The organism is Pseudomonas sp. NPDC089396, assembly GCF_044749545.1.
Lineage (GTDB): Bacteria > Pseudomonadota > Gammaproteobacteria > Pseudomonadales > Pseudomonadaceae > Aquipseudomonas.
In genome coordinates this window covers 126,507-143,070 of the sequence record NZ_JBIVIC010000016.1, presented here as the reverse complement: position 1 = coordinate 143,070, position 16,564 = coordinate 126,507, and the positions used below count along the sequence as shown (strand labels likewise).

17 protein-coding genes are annotated in these 16,564 nt (G+C 61.8%); 9 read left to right on the top strand and 8 right to left on the bottom strand.

Annotated elements, in window-relative coordinates; all coding sequences use genetic code 11:
* Window positions 1-209: 209 nt before the first annotated feature.
* The 7 genes from dusA to ACIPZB_RS24040 form a co-directional block, all read right to left on the bottom strand.
* A complete protein-coding gene (dusA, locus tag ACIPZB_RS24070) occupies window positions 210-1,220 on the bottom strand; it encodes a tRNA dihydrouridine(20/20a) synthase DusA (protein WP_400643029.1) in 1,011 nt (336 codons plus the stop codon).
* 560 nt (window positions 1,221-1,780) lie between these two features.
* On the bottom strand, window positions 1,781-2,608 hold the full coding sequence (locus ACIPZB_RS24065; protein ID WP_400643028.1) for an aminoglycoside phosphotransferase family protein: 828 nt from the start codon (window positions 2,606-2,608) through the stop codon (window positions 1,781-1,783).
* A gap of 283 nt (window positions 2,609-2,891) precedes the next feature.
* A complete protein-coding gene (locus ACIPZB_RS24060) occupies window positions 2,892-3,365 on the bottom strand; it encodes a GNAT family N-acetyltransferase (RefSeq protein ID WP_400643027.1) in 474 nt (157 codons plus the stop codon).
* Between the two features lie 252 nt (window positions 3,366-3,617).
* Window positions 3,618-4,319: an arsenical resistance protein ArsH gene (gene arsH, locus ACIPZB_RS24055; RefSeq protein WP_400643026.1), complete on the bottom strand. Its 702-nt coding sequence runs from the start codon at window positions 4,317-4,319 to the stop codon at window positions 3,618-3,620.
* Window positions 4,320-4,333: 14 nt separating this feature from the next.
* Entirely contained in the window at window positions 4,334-4,804 is a 471-nt protein-coding gene (locus tag ACIPZB_RS24050; RefSeq protein ID WP_400643025.1) for an arsenate reductase ArsC, read from the bottom strand.
* A 27-nt stretch (window positions 4,805-4,831) separates the two neighbouring features.
* A complete protein-coding gene (locus tag ACIPZB_RS24045) occupies window positions 4,832-6,115 on the bottom strand; it encodes an arsenic transporter (RefSeq protein ID WP_400643024.1) in 1,284 nt (427 codons plus the stop codon).
* A gap of 19 nt (window positions 6,116-6,134) precedes the next feature.
* Entirely contained in the window at window positions 6,135-6,482 is a 348-nt protein-coding gene (locus ACIPZB_RS24040) for a metalloregulator ArsR/SmtB family transcription factor (RefSeq protein ID WP_008094810.1), read from the bottom strand.
* Window positions 6,483-6,615: 133 nt separating this feature from the next.
* On the opposite strand from ACIPZB_RS24040, the gene ACIPZB_RS24035 reads away from it, so the two are divergent.
* On the top strand, window positions 6,616-7,236 hold the full coding sequence (locus tag ACIPZB_RS24035; protein WP_400643023.1) for a LysE family translocator: 621 nt from the start codon (window positions 6,616-6,618) through the stop codon (window positions 7,234-7,236).
* A 4-nt stretch (window positions 7,237-7,240) separates the two neighbouring features.
* Here ACIPZB_RS24035 and ACIPZB_RS24030 read toward each other — a convergent pair whose 3' ends face one another.
* A complete protein-coding gene (locus ACIPZB_RS24030) occupies window positions 7,241-8,989 on the bottom strand; it encodes a phosphoethanolamine transferase CptA (protein ID WP_400643022.1) in 1,749 nt (582 codons plus the stop codon).
* Window positions 8,990-9,483: 494 nt separating this feature from the next.
* Here ACIPZB_RS24030 and ACIPZB_RS24025 point away from each other — a divergent pair, with 494 nt between their 5' ends.
* The 8 genes from ACIPZB_RS24025 to ACIPZB_RS23990 all read left to right on the top strand — a co-directional run bounded on the left by ACIPZB_RS24025 (window position 9,484) and on the right by ACIPZB_RS23990 (window position 16,557).
* The gene (locus ACIPZB_RS24025) at window positions 9,484-9,741 is read left to right on the top strand and encodes a hypothetical protein (protein WP_400643021.1); all 258 of its coding nucleotides are present in this window, start codon (window positions 9,484-9,486) and stop codon (window positions 9,739-9,741) included.
* Between the two features lie 27 nt (window positions 9,742-9,768).
* A complete protein-coding gene (locus ACIPZB_RS24020; RefSeq protein ID WP_400643020.1) occupies window positions 9,769-10,056 on the top strand; it encodes a DUF3077 domain-containing protein in 288 nt (95 codons plus the stop codon).
* A 215-nt stretch (window positions 10,057-10,271) separates the two neighbouring features.
* The gene (locus ACIPZB_RS24015; protein WP_400643019.1) at window positions 10,272-10,562 is read left to right on the top strand and encodes a hypothetical protein; all 291 of its coding nucleotides are present in this window, start codon (window positions 10,272-10,274) and stop codon (window positions 10,560-10,562) included.
* Window positions 10,559-11,206: a hypothetical protein gene (locus ACIPZB_RS24010; RefSeq protein ID WP_400643018.1), complete on the top strand. Its 648-nt coding sequence runs from the start codon at window positions 10,559-10,561 to the stop codon at window positions 11,204-11,206. The genes ACIPZB_RS24015 and ACIPZB_RS24010 overlap by 4 nt, the downstream gene beginning before the upstream one ends.
* A gap of 248 nt (window positions 11,207-11,454) precedes the next feature.
* Complete coding sequence (locus ACIPZB_RS24005) at window positions 11,455-11,937, top strand: formate dehydrogenase subunit gamma (protein ID WP_400643017.1); 483 nt, start codon at window positions 11,455-11,457, stop codon at window positions 11,935-11,937.
* Window positions 11,931-13,490, top strand: a complete 1,560-nt coding sequence (locus ACIPZB_RS24000; protein WP_400643016.1) for a formate dehydrogenase beta subunit — start codon at window positions 11,931-11,933, stop codon at window positions 13,488-13,490. The genes ACIPZB_RS24005 and ACIPZB_RS24000 overlap by 7 nt, the downstream gene beginning before the upstream one ends.
* Entirely contained in the window at window positions 13,487-16,357 is a 2,871-nt protein-coding gene (gene fdhF / locus ACIPZB_RS23995) for a formate dehydrogenase subunit alpha (RefSeq protein ID WP_400643015.1), read from the top strand. The genes ACIPZB_RS24000 and fdhF overlap by 4 nt, the downstream gene beginning before the upstream one ends.
* Window positions 16,354-16,557, top strand: coding sequence for a formate dehydrogenase subunit delta (locus ACIPZB_RS23990; RefSeq protein WP_400643014.1), 204 nt, complete (start codon window positions 16,354-16,356; stop codon window positions 16,555-16,557). The genes fdhF and ACIPZB_RS23990 overlap by 4 nt, the downstream gene beginning before the upstream one ends.
* Window positions 16,558-16,564 lie beyond the last annotated feature (7 nt).

Here is a 16,564-nt window from a genome sequence, read left to right as displayed (position 1 = left end):
GCAGCACGTTGCTTGAACTCGCGGGTATAGGTCTTTCGTTCTTGCATGGAACCTCCTGATTGGGCGAATCATATCGCCCTTAAGAGGTGTCCGGGATCATTAGGCCAGTTCAGCTTGCCGGCGATGCAGGCGCCGCGGTGCATGGCACCGGCTTCGCCGGTGATCGCCGGCAAGCCGGCTCCCACAAGGGCCCTGCAACCTCTGCAACCTCAGCGGCCCTGCAACAACTCAGCCGCCTGATCAAACACCTGCAAAGGCTCCGCCGCCTTGTGAATATCCGCCGACAGCAACTGCCGGAACCGCCGCGCCCCCGGGAACCCTTGCCCAAGCCCAAGAATATGCCGAGTCACGTGATGCATCGCCCCACCGCTTTCCATATGCGCCACGATATACGGCCGCAACAGCGCCATCGCCTCACTGCGGCTGACCACCGGCGCATCGCTGCCAAACAGCTGCTGATCCACCTCAGCCAGCAGGTAAGGATTGTGGTAGGCCTCGCGCCCCAGCATCACCCCATCGAACGTCTCAAGATGCGCCTGGCACTCCGCCAAGGTCTTGATACCGCCATTGAGCACGATCTCCAGGTCCGGGAAGTCGGCCTTCAATTGCGCCGCCACGTCATAGCGCAGCGGCGGAACCTCACGGTTCTCCTTGGGCGACAGCCCCTCGAGAATCGCGATCCGCGCATGCACGGTAAAGCTGCGGCAGCCCGCCTCACGCACCTGGCCGACGAAGTCGCACAGCTCGGCGTAGCTGTCGCGGCCATTGATGCCGATGCGGTGCTTGACCGTCACCGGCGTCGACACCGCATCACGCATGGCCTTCACGCAATCGGCCACCAGCGCCGGATGCGCCATCAGGCAGGCACCGATCATGTTGTTCTGCACCCGGTCGCTCGGGCAGCCGACGTTGAGGTTGACCTCGTCGTAGCCCGCTTCCTCGGCCAGGCGCGCGCAGGCGGCCAGGTCGGCCGGCACGCTGCCGCCCAGCTGCAGGGCCAGTGGGTGCTCGGACACGTCGTGGCGCAGGAAACGGTGGGCGTCGTTGTGCAGCAGGGCGCCGGTGGTGACCATTTCGGTGTAGAGCAGGGTTTGCTTGGAGAGCAGACGCAGGAAGAACCGGCAGTGCCTGTCGGTCCAGTCCATCATCGGTGCAACGCTGAAGGGGCGTGACGGCTCAGGGCGCGTGGTTTGTGGTTTAGAGGCTGTATCTAGGGACATTCTGGTCTACGCATGTTTGTACCATTTACCGGGGTTTTGAGGCGTTTTTGGTGTGACAGTCAATACCGCCATTCACGCCTGTGTCACCGAAAATCATGGCAATGGTCAGAGCAAGGGAAGAGGCCGTTGGTACGGTCATCAATACCGTCCATATCCGCCTCAAGAAAAAGTGCCTTAGTCTACCAAGAAGACCAGATGTTCGCCTGAAAGCAGGTGGCTCAAGCCTGGGCGAAGCGACGAGAGACTCAGTTGGTTTACACAGTGCGATCGCAAGGTTTCCCAGCGTCGACCAGTGCAGTGGATCCGACTTCAACTCGCGTGGTACGACTGCGATGCCAAGGTTGCCAACGGCCCGTTGCGAGTCACCCCTCGCGGCAAAGGCCAGAGCGCGAACGGTAACCTGCGCACCATCACAAAGCCCATCAGTCGCAGTACCAATGCCATGGACAAGCGTAGGGAGCTCTGTGCATTTGAGGTGCTGCAGTGATCTCGCTCAGTTGGCGGGCCAACTTTGCTGGGCTTGGGGCTTGGAGGGTGGGTCAAACACCTCACTCTGCAACCTAGAAGCTGATATTGAGTGCCAAAGCTGCCAGTTTCGCCAACTCAAGCCTACTGCTTGGCTCGGCATCGTCTTCGAGCATCCAGGTTGCCGACAACCCTGTCCATGCGAGCACCCATTGCAACAACCTTTGGCGATCAATCCCGGAAGCATCTGCGATGAGTGCTATCCGGCGTGCGAAGTATTCCGGCGCCAGCGCGGTTGCGTCGTCGGGATTGCAGAGAATATTGGCATAATCAAAGCCACGCTCGCCGTATAGCCCCTTGGGATCAATGGCAAGCCATCCAGCCTGGCCGAAATCAAGCACATTACCGTGATGGATATCGCCGTGAAGTACTGCGACATCGCATGGAGCAGCCAAAAGCTCGCGTGCAGCCCTCGCACAGTGTTCGAGAGTTCCGCCGTGAGTAGCTGCCGCACTCCATAGCGATTCGAACCACTGCGCGAGTGGAACCAACTTAGGAATGGGGTTTGGGCGTGGTGTATGAAGACGGGCTACTACTGCACAGAGAATGCGAGTGGCTTCGTCATCCCGGCCACTATTCACCATCTGGATGAGCGTGGCCGAGCCTTGCGCGCGCTTCATCAGTAAAGCTTCACCCTCGTGGGCTAGTACGGGCGCCGCACCATCGCCGTCCCACCAAGCCATGAGCTGGTTGCCCGCTTGCTCCTCCTGCACTGTTGAGACTTTAAGCATGGCGGGTACATTGCCCTGGCGAACGGGGAGTAGATTGCCATTCAGAGAGACGAATGCGTCACCGTCGATCGTCAGCGCCCATCGTTTCAGGTATTGATCGAATATGGATTCATTCAATTTCGCGATTTCCATAATAATTTCTCATTTGCACTCGATAGGCGCAGAAAATGTCCTTAAGTCGCACGTCTGCTTTTGGGCGCGAGCTACCGCTGATGTAAATGTTTTTCTACAGTGGAGCGTGATTTACGGAGGGTGTGGTACAAAAATGGTACGGGTGAGGAGGGCAGTACTCTGTAAGCCTTTGTATTAAAGGTTTTGGTCGCTAGCTAGTAGGTCCAATCCATCACAAAAGGCTGAGGATTTCGCGTGATAGGCAGCAACCTACCCGAAGTGGTCGCTGGTCCACCCCGGGTGTTCATGTGCCGCATTTCAGGTTTTTCTGCATCAATGCATTCTGAAGCGTTACGCCCCGGCGGATCGGAAATCCTCGCCGCACGACATGAAAACCGTGCAGTTCAAAGAACGGTTCAGCCGTCTTGCTGACGTCTGAAGTAAGTTCATCGATGCCAAGTAACCTGGCTTCTTCATGGATACGGTTCATGAGTAAAGTGCCTATTCCTTGCCGAGGATGAGTACCCGACACAAAGAAATGGTCGATGTAACCGTTCGGTTGAATGTCGGCATAGCCCACAATTTTCCCGTCTACCTCAGCCACGAACGGGCGGAGGTTTCGAAGGTGCTCCGCCCATAGCGTTTGATCAAGATCAGCAGGAGCCCAAGCCTCGACTTGATCGCGAGCGTAATCGCGTGACGCGATTTCATGAATGGCAGAGTAAAAGACGTCGAACAGGGCAATCTCATCCCCGATTCTGAAGCGTCGAATCTCCATGGTTTTCTCACAAGGCGTTCGCAAATAAGAAGAGTCTGTCATACCTGATAAAGATCGGGAATGAACGACCTAAAGTTCCATAGGCACAACTGGGTGCCTGGTTTTGGTCGTTCGCTACAGCGCGGTCGTTCAAGGATGGGGTAGTGGTGGCTTTCTACCTGTGGGTCGGCGCAAGCATTTGCACCGTCCCCATTAGTTCACCCACTGCGCCCAGTGTTCACTCGCAAACAATCGGGGAAGCAAGAACCCCGATCAGATGGCCCGCTGATTAACCCGCGCGGACAACTGCTCAGCACTCTCCTTACGCTCCGAATACCGATCCACCAGATAATCCTGGCGATCGCGCAGCAACAGCGTGAACTTCACCAACTCCTCCATCACATCAACCACCCGGTCGTAGTACGCCGACGGCTTCATCCGCCCAGCATCGTCGAACTCCATATAGGCCTTGGGGACCGACGACTGGTTAGGAATGGTGAACATACGCATCCATCGCCCCAGCACACGCAGCTGGTTGACCACATTGAACGACTGCGACCCACCGCACACCTGCATCACCGCCAGCGTCTTGCCTTGAGTGGGCCGTACTGCGCCAAGCGCCAAAGGTATCCAGTCGATCTGTGCCTTGAACACGGCCGACAGCGAGCCATGGCGCTCTGGCGAACACCAGACCTGGCCTTCGGACCACTGCACCAGCTCACGCAGCTCCTGCACCTTGGGATGTTCGACAGGCACATCGTCAGGCAAGGGCAGGCCGGAAGGGTTGAATATCCGTGTTTCGGCACCGAAGTGTTCCAGCAGGCGTGCAGCTTCTTCCACCAGCAAGCGGCTGAAGGACCGTTCGCGGGTCGATCCGTAGAGCAGCAGGATACGGGGCTTGTGGTCGCTGCTGCGCGTCGCGGCAGGCGGCGTGTCGAAAAGCGAAAGGTCGAGGTTGGGCAGTTGTTCTGACATGGGTTTCCTCCTGCTCAGAGCGCGCCGATCCGATCCAGCTCACGCTTGAGCTGTTCACGGTCGAGTGCGTCGAAAGGCAGTGCAAAGAAGGCTTGGAAGCGTTTCTCGATATGGGCGAGGGTGGCGCTGAAGGCGGCGTCGATCGAGGCTTCGTCACCCGTGACATCGGACGGATCCTCCAGCCCCCAGTGGGCTTTCAGCGCGGGGCCGAAGTACACCGGACAGGTTTCGCCAGCGGCCTTGTCACAGACGGTGATGACGATATCCGGCGGGTTGCCCTCGAAGGCATCGTTACCCTTGCTGCTGAGGCCTTCGGTGGCGATGCCGGCCTGTCGCAGGGTAGTGAGGCTGCGCGGCAGCACTTGGCCCTTGGGGAAACTGCCGGCGCTGATCGCCTCGAACCCAGGTGCCGCCATGTGGTTGAACAAGGCTTCGGAAAGGATGCTGCGGCAGCTGTTGGCCGTGCACATGAACAGGACTCGCATGGAAGGCTCCTCGCTTCAGGGCGGATTTCAGAGGCTCAGGCGCAGTGCCAGGGCCGAAAGTGTGATCAGCAGAACGGGCAGGGTCAGGAAAATGCCGACCTTGAAGTAGTACCCCCACGTGATCCGCACGCCTTTGCGTTCCAGTACGTGCAGCCAGAGCAGCGTGGCGAGGCTGCCGATGGGGGTGATCTTGGGGCCCAGGTCGCAGCCGATGACATTGGCGTAGATCATCGCCTCACGTACCAGGCCGTCTGCGCCGCTCGCCTGGATCGACAAGGCGCCGATCAGCACGCTAGGCATGTTGTTCATCACCGACGACAGCAGGGCCGAAAGCAGGCCGGTACCCAGGGCGGCGCTCCACAAGCCATGCTCGGCCAGTCGGTCGAGCCACTGGGTGAGGAAATCCGTGAGCCCGGCATTCTTCAGGCCGTACACCACCAGGTACATGCCGAGGGAAAAGATCACGACTTGCCAGGGGGCTTCGCGCAGGACGCGGCGGGTAGAGATCTTGTGGCCGCGGGCTGCGACCGCAAAGAGGATGGCTGCACATACGCCAGCCACTGCGCTGATCGGGATGCCCAGCGGTTCCAGCGCAAACAGGCCGACCAGCAGCAACAGCAGGGTCCACCACCCCACGACGAACGTGGCGCGGTCACGGATGACGGCATTGGGTTCCTGCAGCGCTTCAACGGCGTAGCGCCGTGGCAGGTCGCGACGGAAAAACAGGAACAGCACCAGCAAGGTCGCTGCCACGCTGGCCAGGTTTACCGGGACCATCACCGAGGCATACTCAGCGAACCCCAGCTCGAAGTAGTCGGCCGAGACGATGTTTACCAGGTTGGAAACCACCAGTGGCAAGCTCGCCGTGTCGGCGATGAAGCCTGCTGCCATGACGAATGCCAGCGTCGCCGCCGGTGAAAATTGCAATGCGACCAGCATCGACATGACGATGGGCGTAAGAATCAGCGCCGCACCATCGTTGGCGAACAGCGCCGATACGGCGGCGCCCAGCAGCACGCAGAAGGCGAACAGTCGGTAGCCACTGCCTTTTGCCCAACGGGCCACGTGCAGCGCGGCCCATTCGAAGAAACCTGCCTCATCCAGCAACAGGCTGATAATGATGACCGCGATGAAGGTCGCCGTGGCATTCCAGACAATGGCCCAGACGGTTGGGATGTCTTGCAGGGACACTGCGCCCACGGCCAGCGCGATGATTGCGCCCAACGCGGCGCTCCAGCCGACGCCAAGGCCCTTGGGTTGCCAGATGACCAGAATCAGGGTGAAGACGAAGACAGCGACAGCAATCAGCATGGGAAACTCGTTCGAAGGGTCAGCAACAGGCGGCGGCGCGTACCGGGCGGTCGTCCATGTTCTGCAAGCGTGAGGCGTTTTCTTGCAGCCATTGGGCATTGGCCTGCAAGGTCACCTGGAGCATCTCGTGCACCCAGGCGGGCAGTTCCGGGTTGAGGCGGTAGTAGACCCACTGCCCCTGACGGCGATCGAGCAGCAGGCCGCTGCTACGCAGTTGCGCCAGATGGCGGCTGATTTTCGGCTGGCTGTCGTCCAGGGCGCACATCAGCTCACAGACGCACAGCTCGCCCAAACGGACGATGAGCAGCGTGGCTCGGGCACGGGTCTCGTCGGACAAGCATTTGAAGACCTCGGGAGGGGTGATCATGGCAGGGCCCTTTACATATGGATAATCGAATATACGGATTTCCATATGTAAAGAGCAAGGCGTTTGTGACGCGCGGTGGGCGTAGGGTGCCCATGCTAACCTGATGGCACTTCACGCCCAGGCTCGAACGCCCATGTCCATTGCCGACAATCTGATTGCCTTTACCTTAGCGGCCACGTTGTTGACCCTGACCCCAGGCCTCGATACCGCGTTGATCTTGCGCACTTCGACCGTAGAGGGCCGCAAGCAGGGGCTGCGCGCCGCGCTGGGCATCAATGCCGGTTGCCTGCTCTGGGGCGCTGCGGTTGCCTTCGGCCTGGGGGCATTGATAGCGGTGTCGCAGCTGGCCTACGACATCCTCAAATACTGCGGCGCGGCCTACCTGGCGTGGCTGGGGATGAACATGCTGGTACGGCCCCGGCAATCGCTGGGCGCCGTTGCAGCGCAGGGGCGACCGGAAGCCAACTGGTTTCTGAAAGGGATGCTGGGTAACTTGCTGAACCCGAAAGTCGGTATTTTCTACGTCTCTTTCCTGCCCCAGTTCATCCCGCAAGGCCAGCCGCTGGTGGCCTGGACGTTCGGCCTGGTCAGTATCCACGTGGCCCTGGGGTTGCTCTGGTCGATGGTCCTGATCGGCGCAACGCAGTCGCTTGCGGGTGTGTTGCGCCGGGAGAAGGTCATCCAGTGGATGGACCGTGCGACAGGCCTGGTGTTTGTCCTGTTTGCCGCACGGTTGGCACTGAGCAGGCGATAACGGCTCAGTTCTTGATAGCGGCGGTTTCCTGCACCCGCTCGTTCTTGCCCATCGGCAACTTGTCGAATTCAACCAACTTGCCATACGGGTTACCGATCCACCGCGGCGCAACGACGAACTGCGAGTTCACCAGGCTTTTCGCCGGCTCGTAGCGGTCATAGCTCAACCCGGCCAGGTCCGACAGCGTGTGAATCAGGTGCGAACTGCTGTAGGGCCGGTTGACCATGGCCTGCAGATCACGCGGGTGAGTCGCCTGCCAGCTCGGGGAGGTCCACACCATGAACGGGATGGTGTACATCGGCCGAGTCGGCGCACCTTCGTTACGGCCCAGGCGGTCATGGTTGCCGGAGCTGTAGACATCTTCGCCATGGTCCGACAGGTACATCAGGAAGCCATTGGGCGTGCTGGCCGCATAGCGATTGATCAGGTTCGACACCACGTAGTCGTTGTAGCGCACGGCGTTGTCATAGAAGTTGTAGGTCTCTGCCTGGCTGTCGCTCAGCGCGCTCGGCACGCCCTGGCGGTCAGTGAAGTGCGCGTAGTCATTCGGATAGCGATAGCGGTAGTCCATGTGCGTGCCGAGCAGATGGATGATGATGAACTTGTTCTTCGCCGGGTCCTGCAGGGCCTTTTCGAAGGGCGCGAGCACCACGTCGTCATACTGACGGGCGTTCTGGCTGCGCTGGTTGTTCAGGTACACCGGCTCGTCCGTCTGCTGAGAGAAGTTGGTGAGCATGGTGTTGCGCTTGGTCATGGTCTGCTGGTTGGTGATCCAGAAGGTCTTGTAGCCAGCCTGCTTCATCAGGTTGATCAGCGACGGGTCGGTGAGGAAGCGGTCGGGGTTCTGCTGGTCGCCGAAGGTGAGGATCTGTTGCATGACCTCGATGGTGTAGGGGCGCGGCGAAACCACGTTTTGGAACACGGTCAGGCGCTTGTCGTTGGCGGCCAGGGCGTCGAGATTTGGCGTGGTGTCGCGGTTGTAGCCGTACAGGTGCATGTGCTCGCGGGTGGTCGACTCGCCGAGGACCAGCACCAGGGTGCGGGGCGCGTCACCGCTGCTGTCTTGCAGCTGCTGCAGAGGCGGCAGCGCGGCATTCTGGGCCAGCAAGGCCTGCATGTTGTCCAGCTGTTGACGGTACTGCTTGTAGCCGACCAGCAACTGCCAGGGCACCGCCGGCTCCATGCGTTGCTGGACCTTGTCCAAGGCATCGGCGAAGTTGCGTTCCTGCTTGACCATCTGCTTGTAGAACGGGAACACCAGGGTGGCGGCCAGCAACAGCACGACCACCGGCAGGCGGCTGCGCAGGGGCAGGGTGACCGGACGAACGCGTTTCCACAGCAGCACGGCGCCCACGGTGTACAGCAGCAACCCCAGCATCAGCCAGCTATTGAAGTACTGGCTGAAGTACTCACCCGCTTCGGCGGTGTTCGATTCGAACATCACGAAGATCACGCTTTGCGAGAACTCCTGGCGATAGATCCCGAAGTAGCTCAAGCCCACCAGCGAGGCAGCCCACAACACCAGGCCGATGATGGCCGCGGTGGCGCGGGTGAAGCGGGGCAGCAACAGCACCGGCACAAGCCAGAGGGTGCTGAGGAAGAGGGAGTCGCGAAACCCTGCAAAACCGGTGGTGCCACTGAACAGCAAAAGCGCCTGGGTGACGCCGGAAAAATACCAGAAGAACAGCAGGAGCCAGCCCAGGCCGGCCCAGTCCACGCGCGCTGGCGAGGATGGGGATGCGGTGTTTGACACGTTTGCCTCGTAAAACCAGTAATCCATATGGCGGCCGTCAGGATCGGGCGGCTGCCGAGAGGCAGTGACGCTAAAGGGGCATGTGTGAAAATTACGTCAACGTGGCAAGTGAAAAGTCTTAACAATTCTTTGCGAAGAGGGTGGATTTTGAGGGTTCCTACACATCAAGAATCAGATTTTCCCTCTGTTTTGTAGTCCTTTTCTGAATCAAGCTTTGGGGCATTGCGGTGGAAAACTGAGCCCCCTAGTCTCGCTGGGTCGCTGGGAAATCAGTGACCAGGTCTGCAAGCCTGGGGTCAATTAGAAGAGTTCACCATCCGCTTTTGGCGCTTTGCGTCCAGCTGCGCTCTATGGTGGTTACGTACGGGTGGTTCTCGGACCAGCCGGGTTTTTCTTCTAGTTGCCCCGGCCTTGCAGGCCTGTACGTAGCCGCCACCCAATCATCTGCAAGTGAGTAGGTGGCGATCCTTTCAGTTCAACTAGAAGATATCGCCATGCTCAAAATAGTCCCCGATCCCCCTTATTCCCCCGATGCCTCCCACTACCTCGAAGACACGTTGATCGAGGCTACCGAATACGTGCTCTGTGGCCTGACATTGGCCCAGCACGCGATCACCACGCTACCCAAATCGCCCGCCACCCTCATGACCCTCGCGGTGATGCATGAGATGGAAGCCGTACGCACGTTGCTGGAATCGGCGATTGCGCAGGTGCAGCTGAAGAGTCCCCGGCAGGTGCACACCTTGCATTGACGCACAGATGAAAAATGAGGGTTGAAAATGGACAAGGAACTCCCTGAAGAAACCGGTCGTCTCGGCTTCACCGTAGGCTCCGCCAGTTGTGTAGACGGCGTGGTCGAGGGCAAGCGCCTGTTCCGGGTCGAGCCCGGCAACTGCTGCAACCATGCAATGGAGCAGGCCTCGGTGTTGATGGACTGCTCACGGCGCGCCTCCTTCATCGGTGTGATGGACGACGAACCCGTACTGGTCTGGGCCTCGCACTATCTGTGCGAGATGGCCAAGGCGCTGATGGATGATGCGCACATGGGGATGCTCAAGGCCAAGTGAAGCACCGTGCGAGCGACGTTCGACACATTGGGAAAAGTCGCGAAAGCGGCGGTTACATTGCTGTACGACGTCGCTCGATCAAAACCCCCATAGTTGTTCAGAGTGCCGGATGCTCTTTGAATGGTTGCCGAGATGCCATTGGTCGCCTCGGAGGATGAGAGGGTGGCTTTGATCCGGTTTTTGTACGATGATTTTCGTATTGACAGGGATGTACTATGGAAACCGGCTTCAGGAAGGCCAGGCGGCAGGTGATTGCCGCGCTTGAGTCTGGCAACTATCTGCACGTATCGCGCGGTGATATCGAAGTAAGAAACCTGCTGGCGACAGGGGCTGTGTCGGCCAGCGAGATTGTCGACATCATTCGTTCCTGCAAGGGTACCCATCACAGCAGCAGCCCCCACCACAGCGTCGCCGCCATCGAGGTCCATGTGATCAAGCGGCTGGGGTGGTACATCAAGTTTTACTTCATCGAACCAGACACCTGGTTCATCAGTGTTCACCTATGAGTAATCCGATCATGAAGATCCTGTTCGAAGGGGATACCGGCAAAGCGCTGTGCGAGCACTGCCAGGCCGTGGTGAGCATGCACTATGCCCGCCGGGACGTACCGTTCAGTGATGGCCAGGGTGCAGCCAAGGATATTCTGGTGGGTGTGTGCAACCACTGCGATACCGTAGTGGCCATTCCTGCGCAGTCCACGCCCGCCATCCGCGAGGTGCGCAAGCAGCAACTGAAATCCATCGAGGCGCGCTTGCCTGCCGTTTACCTGGATGTGCTGGATGCTGCCATGCATGCGGTCAGTTGCGAGGCCGGGGCGAATTTGCGCAAGCTGTTCCTTGCCCACTATTTCCAACTGTTGGTGCAGAGCCATCAGAGCGATCAGTTGCAGCCCGTGCATGAAGCCTTCATGCAAAGCCTGGAGCAACATCGGCACCAGCGAGGGCTAACGCCTTCCAGTTCGACCCGGCGTCTGTCGATGAAGGTGAATCCTTACATGGCAGAGGACTTTCTGGCACTCCAGCAGCAGACTCGCATGAATCAGACCGAGTTGCTCAAATCGGTCATCGCGCGGATTCAATCGGATGTGTTGGAGATCAGGGATCAGGGTGTGATTCATGCGCTGCAGCATTTGGCCCGGTTAGCGGTGTAGCTACTGGCGGGCCAACCCTAAGGTCGGTTTCAGAATGCGCCTGGTCGCTCGCATGCAACCCTGCGGCGCCACAAGTGCCATGCTTGTGGGATGCCCATGAGCACAGTGCGCGCAGACGCACGGCCATCGGCAAGGAGGCGACCGACAACCACGCAACCGTGACGTGGCCGGTATGCCGCAGCAGAACACGCCGGATACCTGCCACCCACAATCATTCGGGCCGGGTCCGTGATGCCGAGGTCCGCTGTATGCCTGATGAACTGCTCCACCTGCCTGTGATCCACAGCATCCTGAATCGCCAGAAGGACGCCCCCGGCGCTTTGTTGCCGATCCTCCACGCTATCCAGAACGCCATCGGCTTCATTCCCGATGACGCCGTGCCGGACATTGCCCACGCCCTCAACCTCAGCCTCGCCGAAGTGCGCGGGGTGATCAGCTTCTATCACGATTTCCGCACCACGCCGCCCGCCCGCCACACCCTGCGCCTGTGCCGCGCCGAGTCGTGCCAGAGCCGGGGCAGCGAAGCCCTGGCCGCGCAACTGCGCGAACAGCTGGCACTGGACGACCATGGCACCAGCGCCGACGGTGCGATCAGCCTGCGCCCCGTGTACTGCCTGGGTGCCTGCGCCTGCTCGCCGGCCCTGGAGCTGGATGGCCAGGTGCATGCGCGGCTCACGCCCGAACGCCTGCGTGCGCTGGTGAACGGTTGCCTGGAGGACGCAGCATGCTGAAGCTGTTCATTCCCTGTGACTCGGTCGCGCGTGCCGTAGGTGCAGACCAGGTCGCCGCTGCCTTGCAGCGCGAGGCCGAGCGCCGCCAACTGCCCATCGATATCCAGCGCACCAGCTCGCGCGGCCTGTACTGGCTGGAGCCGCTGCTGGAGTACGAGACCCCGCAAGGGCGCCAGGGCTTTGGCCCGATGACCCTGGAAGATGTACCGTCGCTGCTCGACGCTCTGGCCGGTGAACCCGGTGGCCATTCCCTGGCGCTGGGCCCGATCGAACAGATCCCTTACCTGAAAACCCAACAACGGCTGTTGTTCGCCCGCGCCGGCATTACCCGCCCATTGTCGCTGGAGGACTACCGCGCCCACGGCGGCTTCACCGGCCTGGAGCAGGCCGTCGCGTTGGGCGGTGCCCAAGTGGTCGCCGCCGTGCTCGATTCCGGCCTGCGCGGCCGCGGTGGCGCGGCGTTTCCGGCCGGCATCAAATGGCGCACCGTGCGTGACGCCGGGGCAGGGCAGAAGTACGTGGTGTGCAACGCCGACGAAGGCGACTCCGGCACTTTCGCCGACCGCATGCTCATGGAAGGCGATCCGTTCCTGCTGATCGAAGGCATGATCATCGCCGGCCTCGCCGTAGGGGCCGACAAAGGCTACATCTACGTGCGCTCGGAGTACCCCGATGCCATCCGCGTGCTCGACCAGGCGTTCGTCATCGCCCGCAATGCCGGCTACCTCGGCGCCGACGTGGCCGGCAGTGGCCGGGCCTTCGACCTGGAAGTGCGGGTTGGCGCGGGTGCTTATATCTGCGGCGAAGAAACCGCGCTGCTGGAGTCGATCGAAGGCAAGCGCGGCATTGTCCGTGCCAAACCGCCGCTGCCCGCCCTGCAGGGCCTGTTCGGCCTGCCGACGCTGGTGCACAACGTGCTCACCCTGGCCTCGGTGCCGACCATCCTGGCCAAGGGAGCGGCGTTCTACCGCGACTTCGGCATGGGCCGCTCGCTGGGCACCATGCCGTTCCAGTTGGCCGGCAACATCCGCCACGGCGGCCTGGTGGAGCGTGCCTTCGGCCTGACCCTGCGCGAACTGGTGGAGGGTTACGGCGGCGGTACCGCCAGCGGCCGCCCGCTCAAGGCCGCCCAGGTCGGCGGCCCGCTCGGCGCCTGGGTGCCCCCCAGCCATTTCGACACCCCGCTGGACTACGAGGCTTTCGCCGCCATGGGCGCGATGCTCGGCCATGGCGGTGTGGTGGTGGCCGACGACACCCTGAACATGGCCAGCATGGCGCGCTTCGCCCTGCAGTTCTGCGCCGAGGAGTCCTGCGGCAAATGCACCCCGTGCCGCCTCGGTTCGACCCGGGGCATGGAAGTGGTCGACCGGCTGATCGCCACCAGCGACTTCAGCGAACGCCACGATCAGGCCCTGCTCCTGCGCGACCTGTGCGACACGATGCAGTACGGCTCGCTGTGCGCCATGGGCGGTATGACCGCTTATCCGGTGGCCAGCGCCCTCAAGTACTTCCCCGCCGATTTCGGTCTGACCACCCCGGAGGCCGCGCAGTGATCAATTACTTCGACCCTGAGACCGACCTGGGCACCCCTGCCCGCGAAAGCGACGTGCAGGTCAGCCTGAACATCGACGGACGCAGCATCAGCGTGCCCGCCGGTACTTCGGTGATGCGTGCTGCGGCGATGCTTGGCACCAGCATTCCCAAACTCTGCGCCACCGACAGCCTGGAGGCCTTTGGCTCGTGCCGCATGTGCCTGGTCGAGATCGACGGCATGCGCGGCTACCCGGCTTCCTGCACCACGCCGGTCACCGAGGGCATGGTGGTGCGCACGCAAACCCCGCGCCTGGCCGACCTGCGGCGCAACGTCATGGAGCTGTACATCTCCGACCACCCGCTGGACTGCCTGACCTGCTCGGCCAACGGCAACTGCGAACTGCAGACCGTCGCCGGCCAGGTCGGCCTGCGCGAGGTGCGCTACGGCTACGACGGTGCCAACCATCTGGCCGAGCAGAAGGACGTGTCCAACCCGTACTTCGACTACGAGCCCAGCAAGTGCATCGTCTGCAGCCGCTGCGTGCGCGCCTGCGAAGACATCCAGGGCACGTTCGCCCTGACCATCACCGGGCGCGGTTTCGAGTCGCGGGTAGCGGCCGCGGGGGGCGAGAATTTCCTGGCCTCCGAATGCGTCTCGTGCGGCGCCTGCGTGCAGGCCTGCCCGACGGCGACCCTCACTGAAAAGAGCCTGGTCCAGCTGGGCCAGCCCGAGCGTTCGGTCATCACCACCTGCGCCTACTGTGGCGTCGGCTGCTCGTTCCGCGCCGAGATGAAGGGCGACCAGCTGGTGCGCATGGTCCCGGACAAGAACGGTGGCGCCAACCATGGCCACGCCTGCGTCAAGGGCCGGTTTGCCTGGGGCTATGCCACCCACCCTGATCGCATCACCAAACCGATGATCCGCAAAAGCCTGGATGACCCCTGGCAGGAAGTCAGCTGGGACGAGGCCGTCACCTACGCGGCCAGTGAATTCCGTCGCATCCAGCTCAAGTACGGGCGCGACTCCATCGGTGGCATCACCTCCAGCCGCTGCACCAACGAAGAAGCCTATCTGGTGCAGAAACTGGTGCGCACGGCGTTCGGCAACAACAACGTCGACACCTGCGCGCGGGTCTGCCATTCCCCCACCGGCTACGGCCTCAAACAGACCCTGGGCGAGTCGGCCGGCACCCAGAGCTTCGATTCGGTGATGCAGGCCGATGTGGTGTTGGTCATCGGCGCCAACCCCACCGACGCCCACCCGGTGTTCGGCTCGCAGCTCAAGCGCCGCTTGCGCCAGGGCGCGCGGCTGATCGTCATCGACCCACGGCGCATCGACCTGGTCGACTCGCCCCACGCCCGCGCCGAGCTGCACCTGCAGCTGCGCCCAGGCACCAACGTGGCCATGCTCAATGCCTTGGCCCATGTGATCGTCACCGAGGGCCTGCAGGCCCAGCGCTTCATCGATGCCCGTTGCGAGACCGAGGACTTCGCCCGCTGGCGCGATTTCGTCAGCCTGCCGGACAACGCCCCGGAAGTGCTGGGGCCGGTGTGCGGCGTGCCTGCCGAGGACATTCGCGCGGCCGCCCGGCTGTACGCCACCGGTGGCAACGCGGCGATCTACTACGGCCTGGGCGTGACCGAGCACAGCCAGGGCAGTACGGCAGTGATGGGCATCGCCAACCTGGCCATGGCCACCGGCAACATCGGCCGCGAAGGGGTAGGGGTGAACCCGTTGCGCGGGCAGAACAACGTGCAGGGCTCGTGCGACATGGGCTCGTTCCCCCACGAGTTGCCCGGTTATCGGCACATTTCCAACGAAGGCGTGCGCGCCGAGTTCGAGCAGGCCTGGGGCGTGACCCTGCAGCCCGACCCAGGCCTTCGGATCCCCAACATGTTCGAGGCGGCGCTGGACGGCAGCTTCAAGGCCCTGTACTGCCAGGGCGAGGACATCGCCCAGAGCGACCCCAACACCCAGCACGTCACCGCCGCCTTGCGCGCCATGGAGTGCGTGGTGGTGCAGGACATCTTCCTCAACGAGACGGCCAAGTTCGCCCATGTGTTCCTGCCGGGCAGCTCGTTCCTGGAAAAGGACGGCACCTTCACCAACGCCGAGCGCCGCATTTCGCGGGTGCGCAAGGTCATGGAGCCGCTGGCCGGCAAGGCCGACTGGGAAGCCACCGTGGCCCTGGCCGATGCCCTGGGCTACCCGATGCACTATCGCCATCCGTCCGAGATCATGGACGAGATCGCCCGCCTGACGCCGACTTTCCACCGGGTCAGCTACGCCGAGATCGACCGCCATGGCAGCTTGCAGTGGCCGTGCAACGACGCAGCCCCCGACGGCACCCCGACCATGCATATCGACCAGTTCGTGCGCGGCAAGGGGCGCTTCATGCTCACCGGCTACGTGCCCACCGACGAGAAGGTCAACAGCCGCTACCCGCTGCTGCTGACCACCGGGCGCATCCTCAGCCAGTACAACGTCGGCGCCCAGACCCGACGCACCGGCAACGTTGCCTGGCACGATGCCGACCGGTTGGAAATCCACCCGACCGACGCCGAAAGCCGAGGTATCCGCGACGGCGACTGGGTCGGCATCGGCAGCCGCGCGGGGCAGACGGTGCTGCGTGCCAAGGTCAGTGGCCGGGTGGCGCCGGGGGTGGTGTACACCACGTTCCACTTCCCGGAATCTGGTGCCAACGTGATTACCACTGACAACTCCGACTGGGCCACCAACTGCCCGGAGTACAAGGTCACGGCAGTGGAAGTGGTGAAGGTGTTCCAGCCGTCCCAGTGGCAGAAGCGTTACCAGGACTTCAGTGACGAACAGCGGCGCCTGCTCCAGGAGCGCCGGGGTGCGGAAAAAGCCGAGGTGCGCCGATGAGCAGCGACAATCTGGTCAAGATGGCCAATCAGATTGCCCATTACTTTGATAGCGAGCCGGATCATGAGTTGGCGGTGAAGGGCGTCAGGCAGCATTTGCAGAGCTTCTGGACGCCGGCGATGCGCCAGCAACTGGGGGAGTGGATAGCGGCCAATGCGGGGCAGGGGCTGGACCCTAAGGTAGTGGAGGCCTTGGGTTAGCCGTTGC

Excerpts from the sequence above, each read along its gene's own strand:
- ACIPZB_RS24040 (WP_008094810.1), bottom strand. The coding sequence starts at position 6,482 with ATGATCACCCCTCCCGAGGTCTTCAAATGCTTGTCCGACGAGACCCGT.
- ACIPZB_RS24050 (WP_400643025.1), bottom strand. The coding sequence starts at position 4,804 with ATGCGAGTCCTGTTCATGTGCACGGCCAACAGCTGCCGCAGCATCCTT.
- ACIPZB_RS24060 (WP_400643027.1), bottom strand. The coding sequence starts at position 3,365 with ATGGAGATTCGACGCTTCAGAATCGGGGATGAGATTGCCCTGTTCGAC.
- arsH (WP_400643026.1), bottom strand. The coding sequence starts at position 4,319 with ATGTCAGAACAACTGCCCAACCTCGACCTTTCGCTTTTCGACACGCCG.
- ACIPZB_RS24015 (WP_400643019.1), top strand. The coding sequence starts at position 10,272 with ATGGAAACCGGCTTCAGGAAGGCCAGGCGGCAGGTGATTGCCGCGCTT.
- ACIPZB_RS24000 (WP_400643016.1), top strand. The coding sequence starts at position 11,931 with ATGCTGAAGCTGTTCATTCCCTGTGACTCGGTCGCGCGTGCCGTAGGT.
- ACIPZB_RS24025 (WP_400643021.1), top strand. The coding sequence starts at position 9,484 with ATGCTCAAAATAGTCCCCGATCCCCCTTATTCCCCCGATGCCTCCCAC.
- ACIPZB_RS24065 (WP_400643028.1), bottom strand. The coding sequence starts at position 2,608 with ATGGAAATCGCGAAATTGAATGAATCCATATTCGATCAATACCTGAAA.
- ACIPZB_RS24005 (WP_400643017.1), top strand. The coding sequence starts at position 11,455 with ATGCCTGATGAACTGCTCCACCTGCCTGTGATCCACAGCATCCTGAAT.
- dusA (WP_400643029.1), bottom strand. The coding sequence starts at position 1,220 with ATGTCCCTAGATACAGCCTCTAAACCACAAACCACGCGCCCTGAGCCG.
- ACIPZB_RS24020 (WP_400643020.1), top strand. The coding sequence starts at position 9,769 with ATGGACAAGGAACTCCCTGAAGAAACCGGTCGTCTCGGCTTCACCGTA.
- ACIPZB_RS24010 (WP_400643018.1), top strand. The coding sequence starts at position 10,559 with ATGAGTAATCCGATCATGAAGATCCTGTTCGAAGGGGATACCGGCAAA.
- ACIPZB_RS23990 (WP_400643014.1), top strand. The coding sequence starts at position 16,354 with ATGAGCAGCGACAATCTGGTCAAGATGGCCAATCAGATTGCCCATTAC.
- ACIPZB_RS24045 (WP_400643024.1), bottom strand. The coding sequence starts at position 6,115 with ATGCTGATTGCTGTCGCTGTCTTCGTCTTCACCCTGATTCTGGTCATC.
- ACIPZB_RS24035 (WP_400643023.1), top strand. The coding sequence starts at position 6,616 with ATGTCCATTGCCGACAATCTGATTGCCTTTACCTTAGCGGCCACGTTG.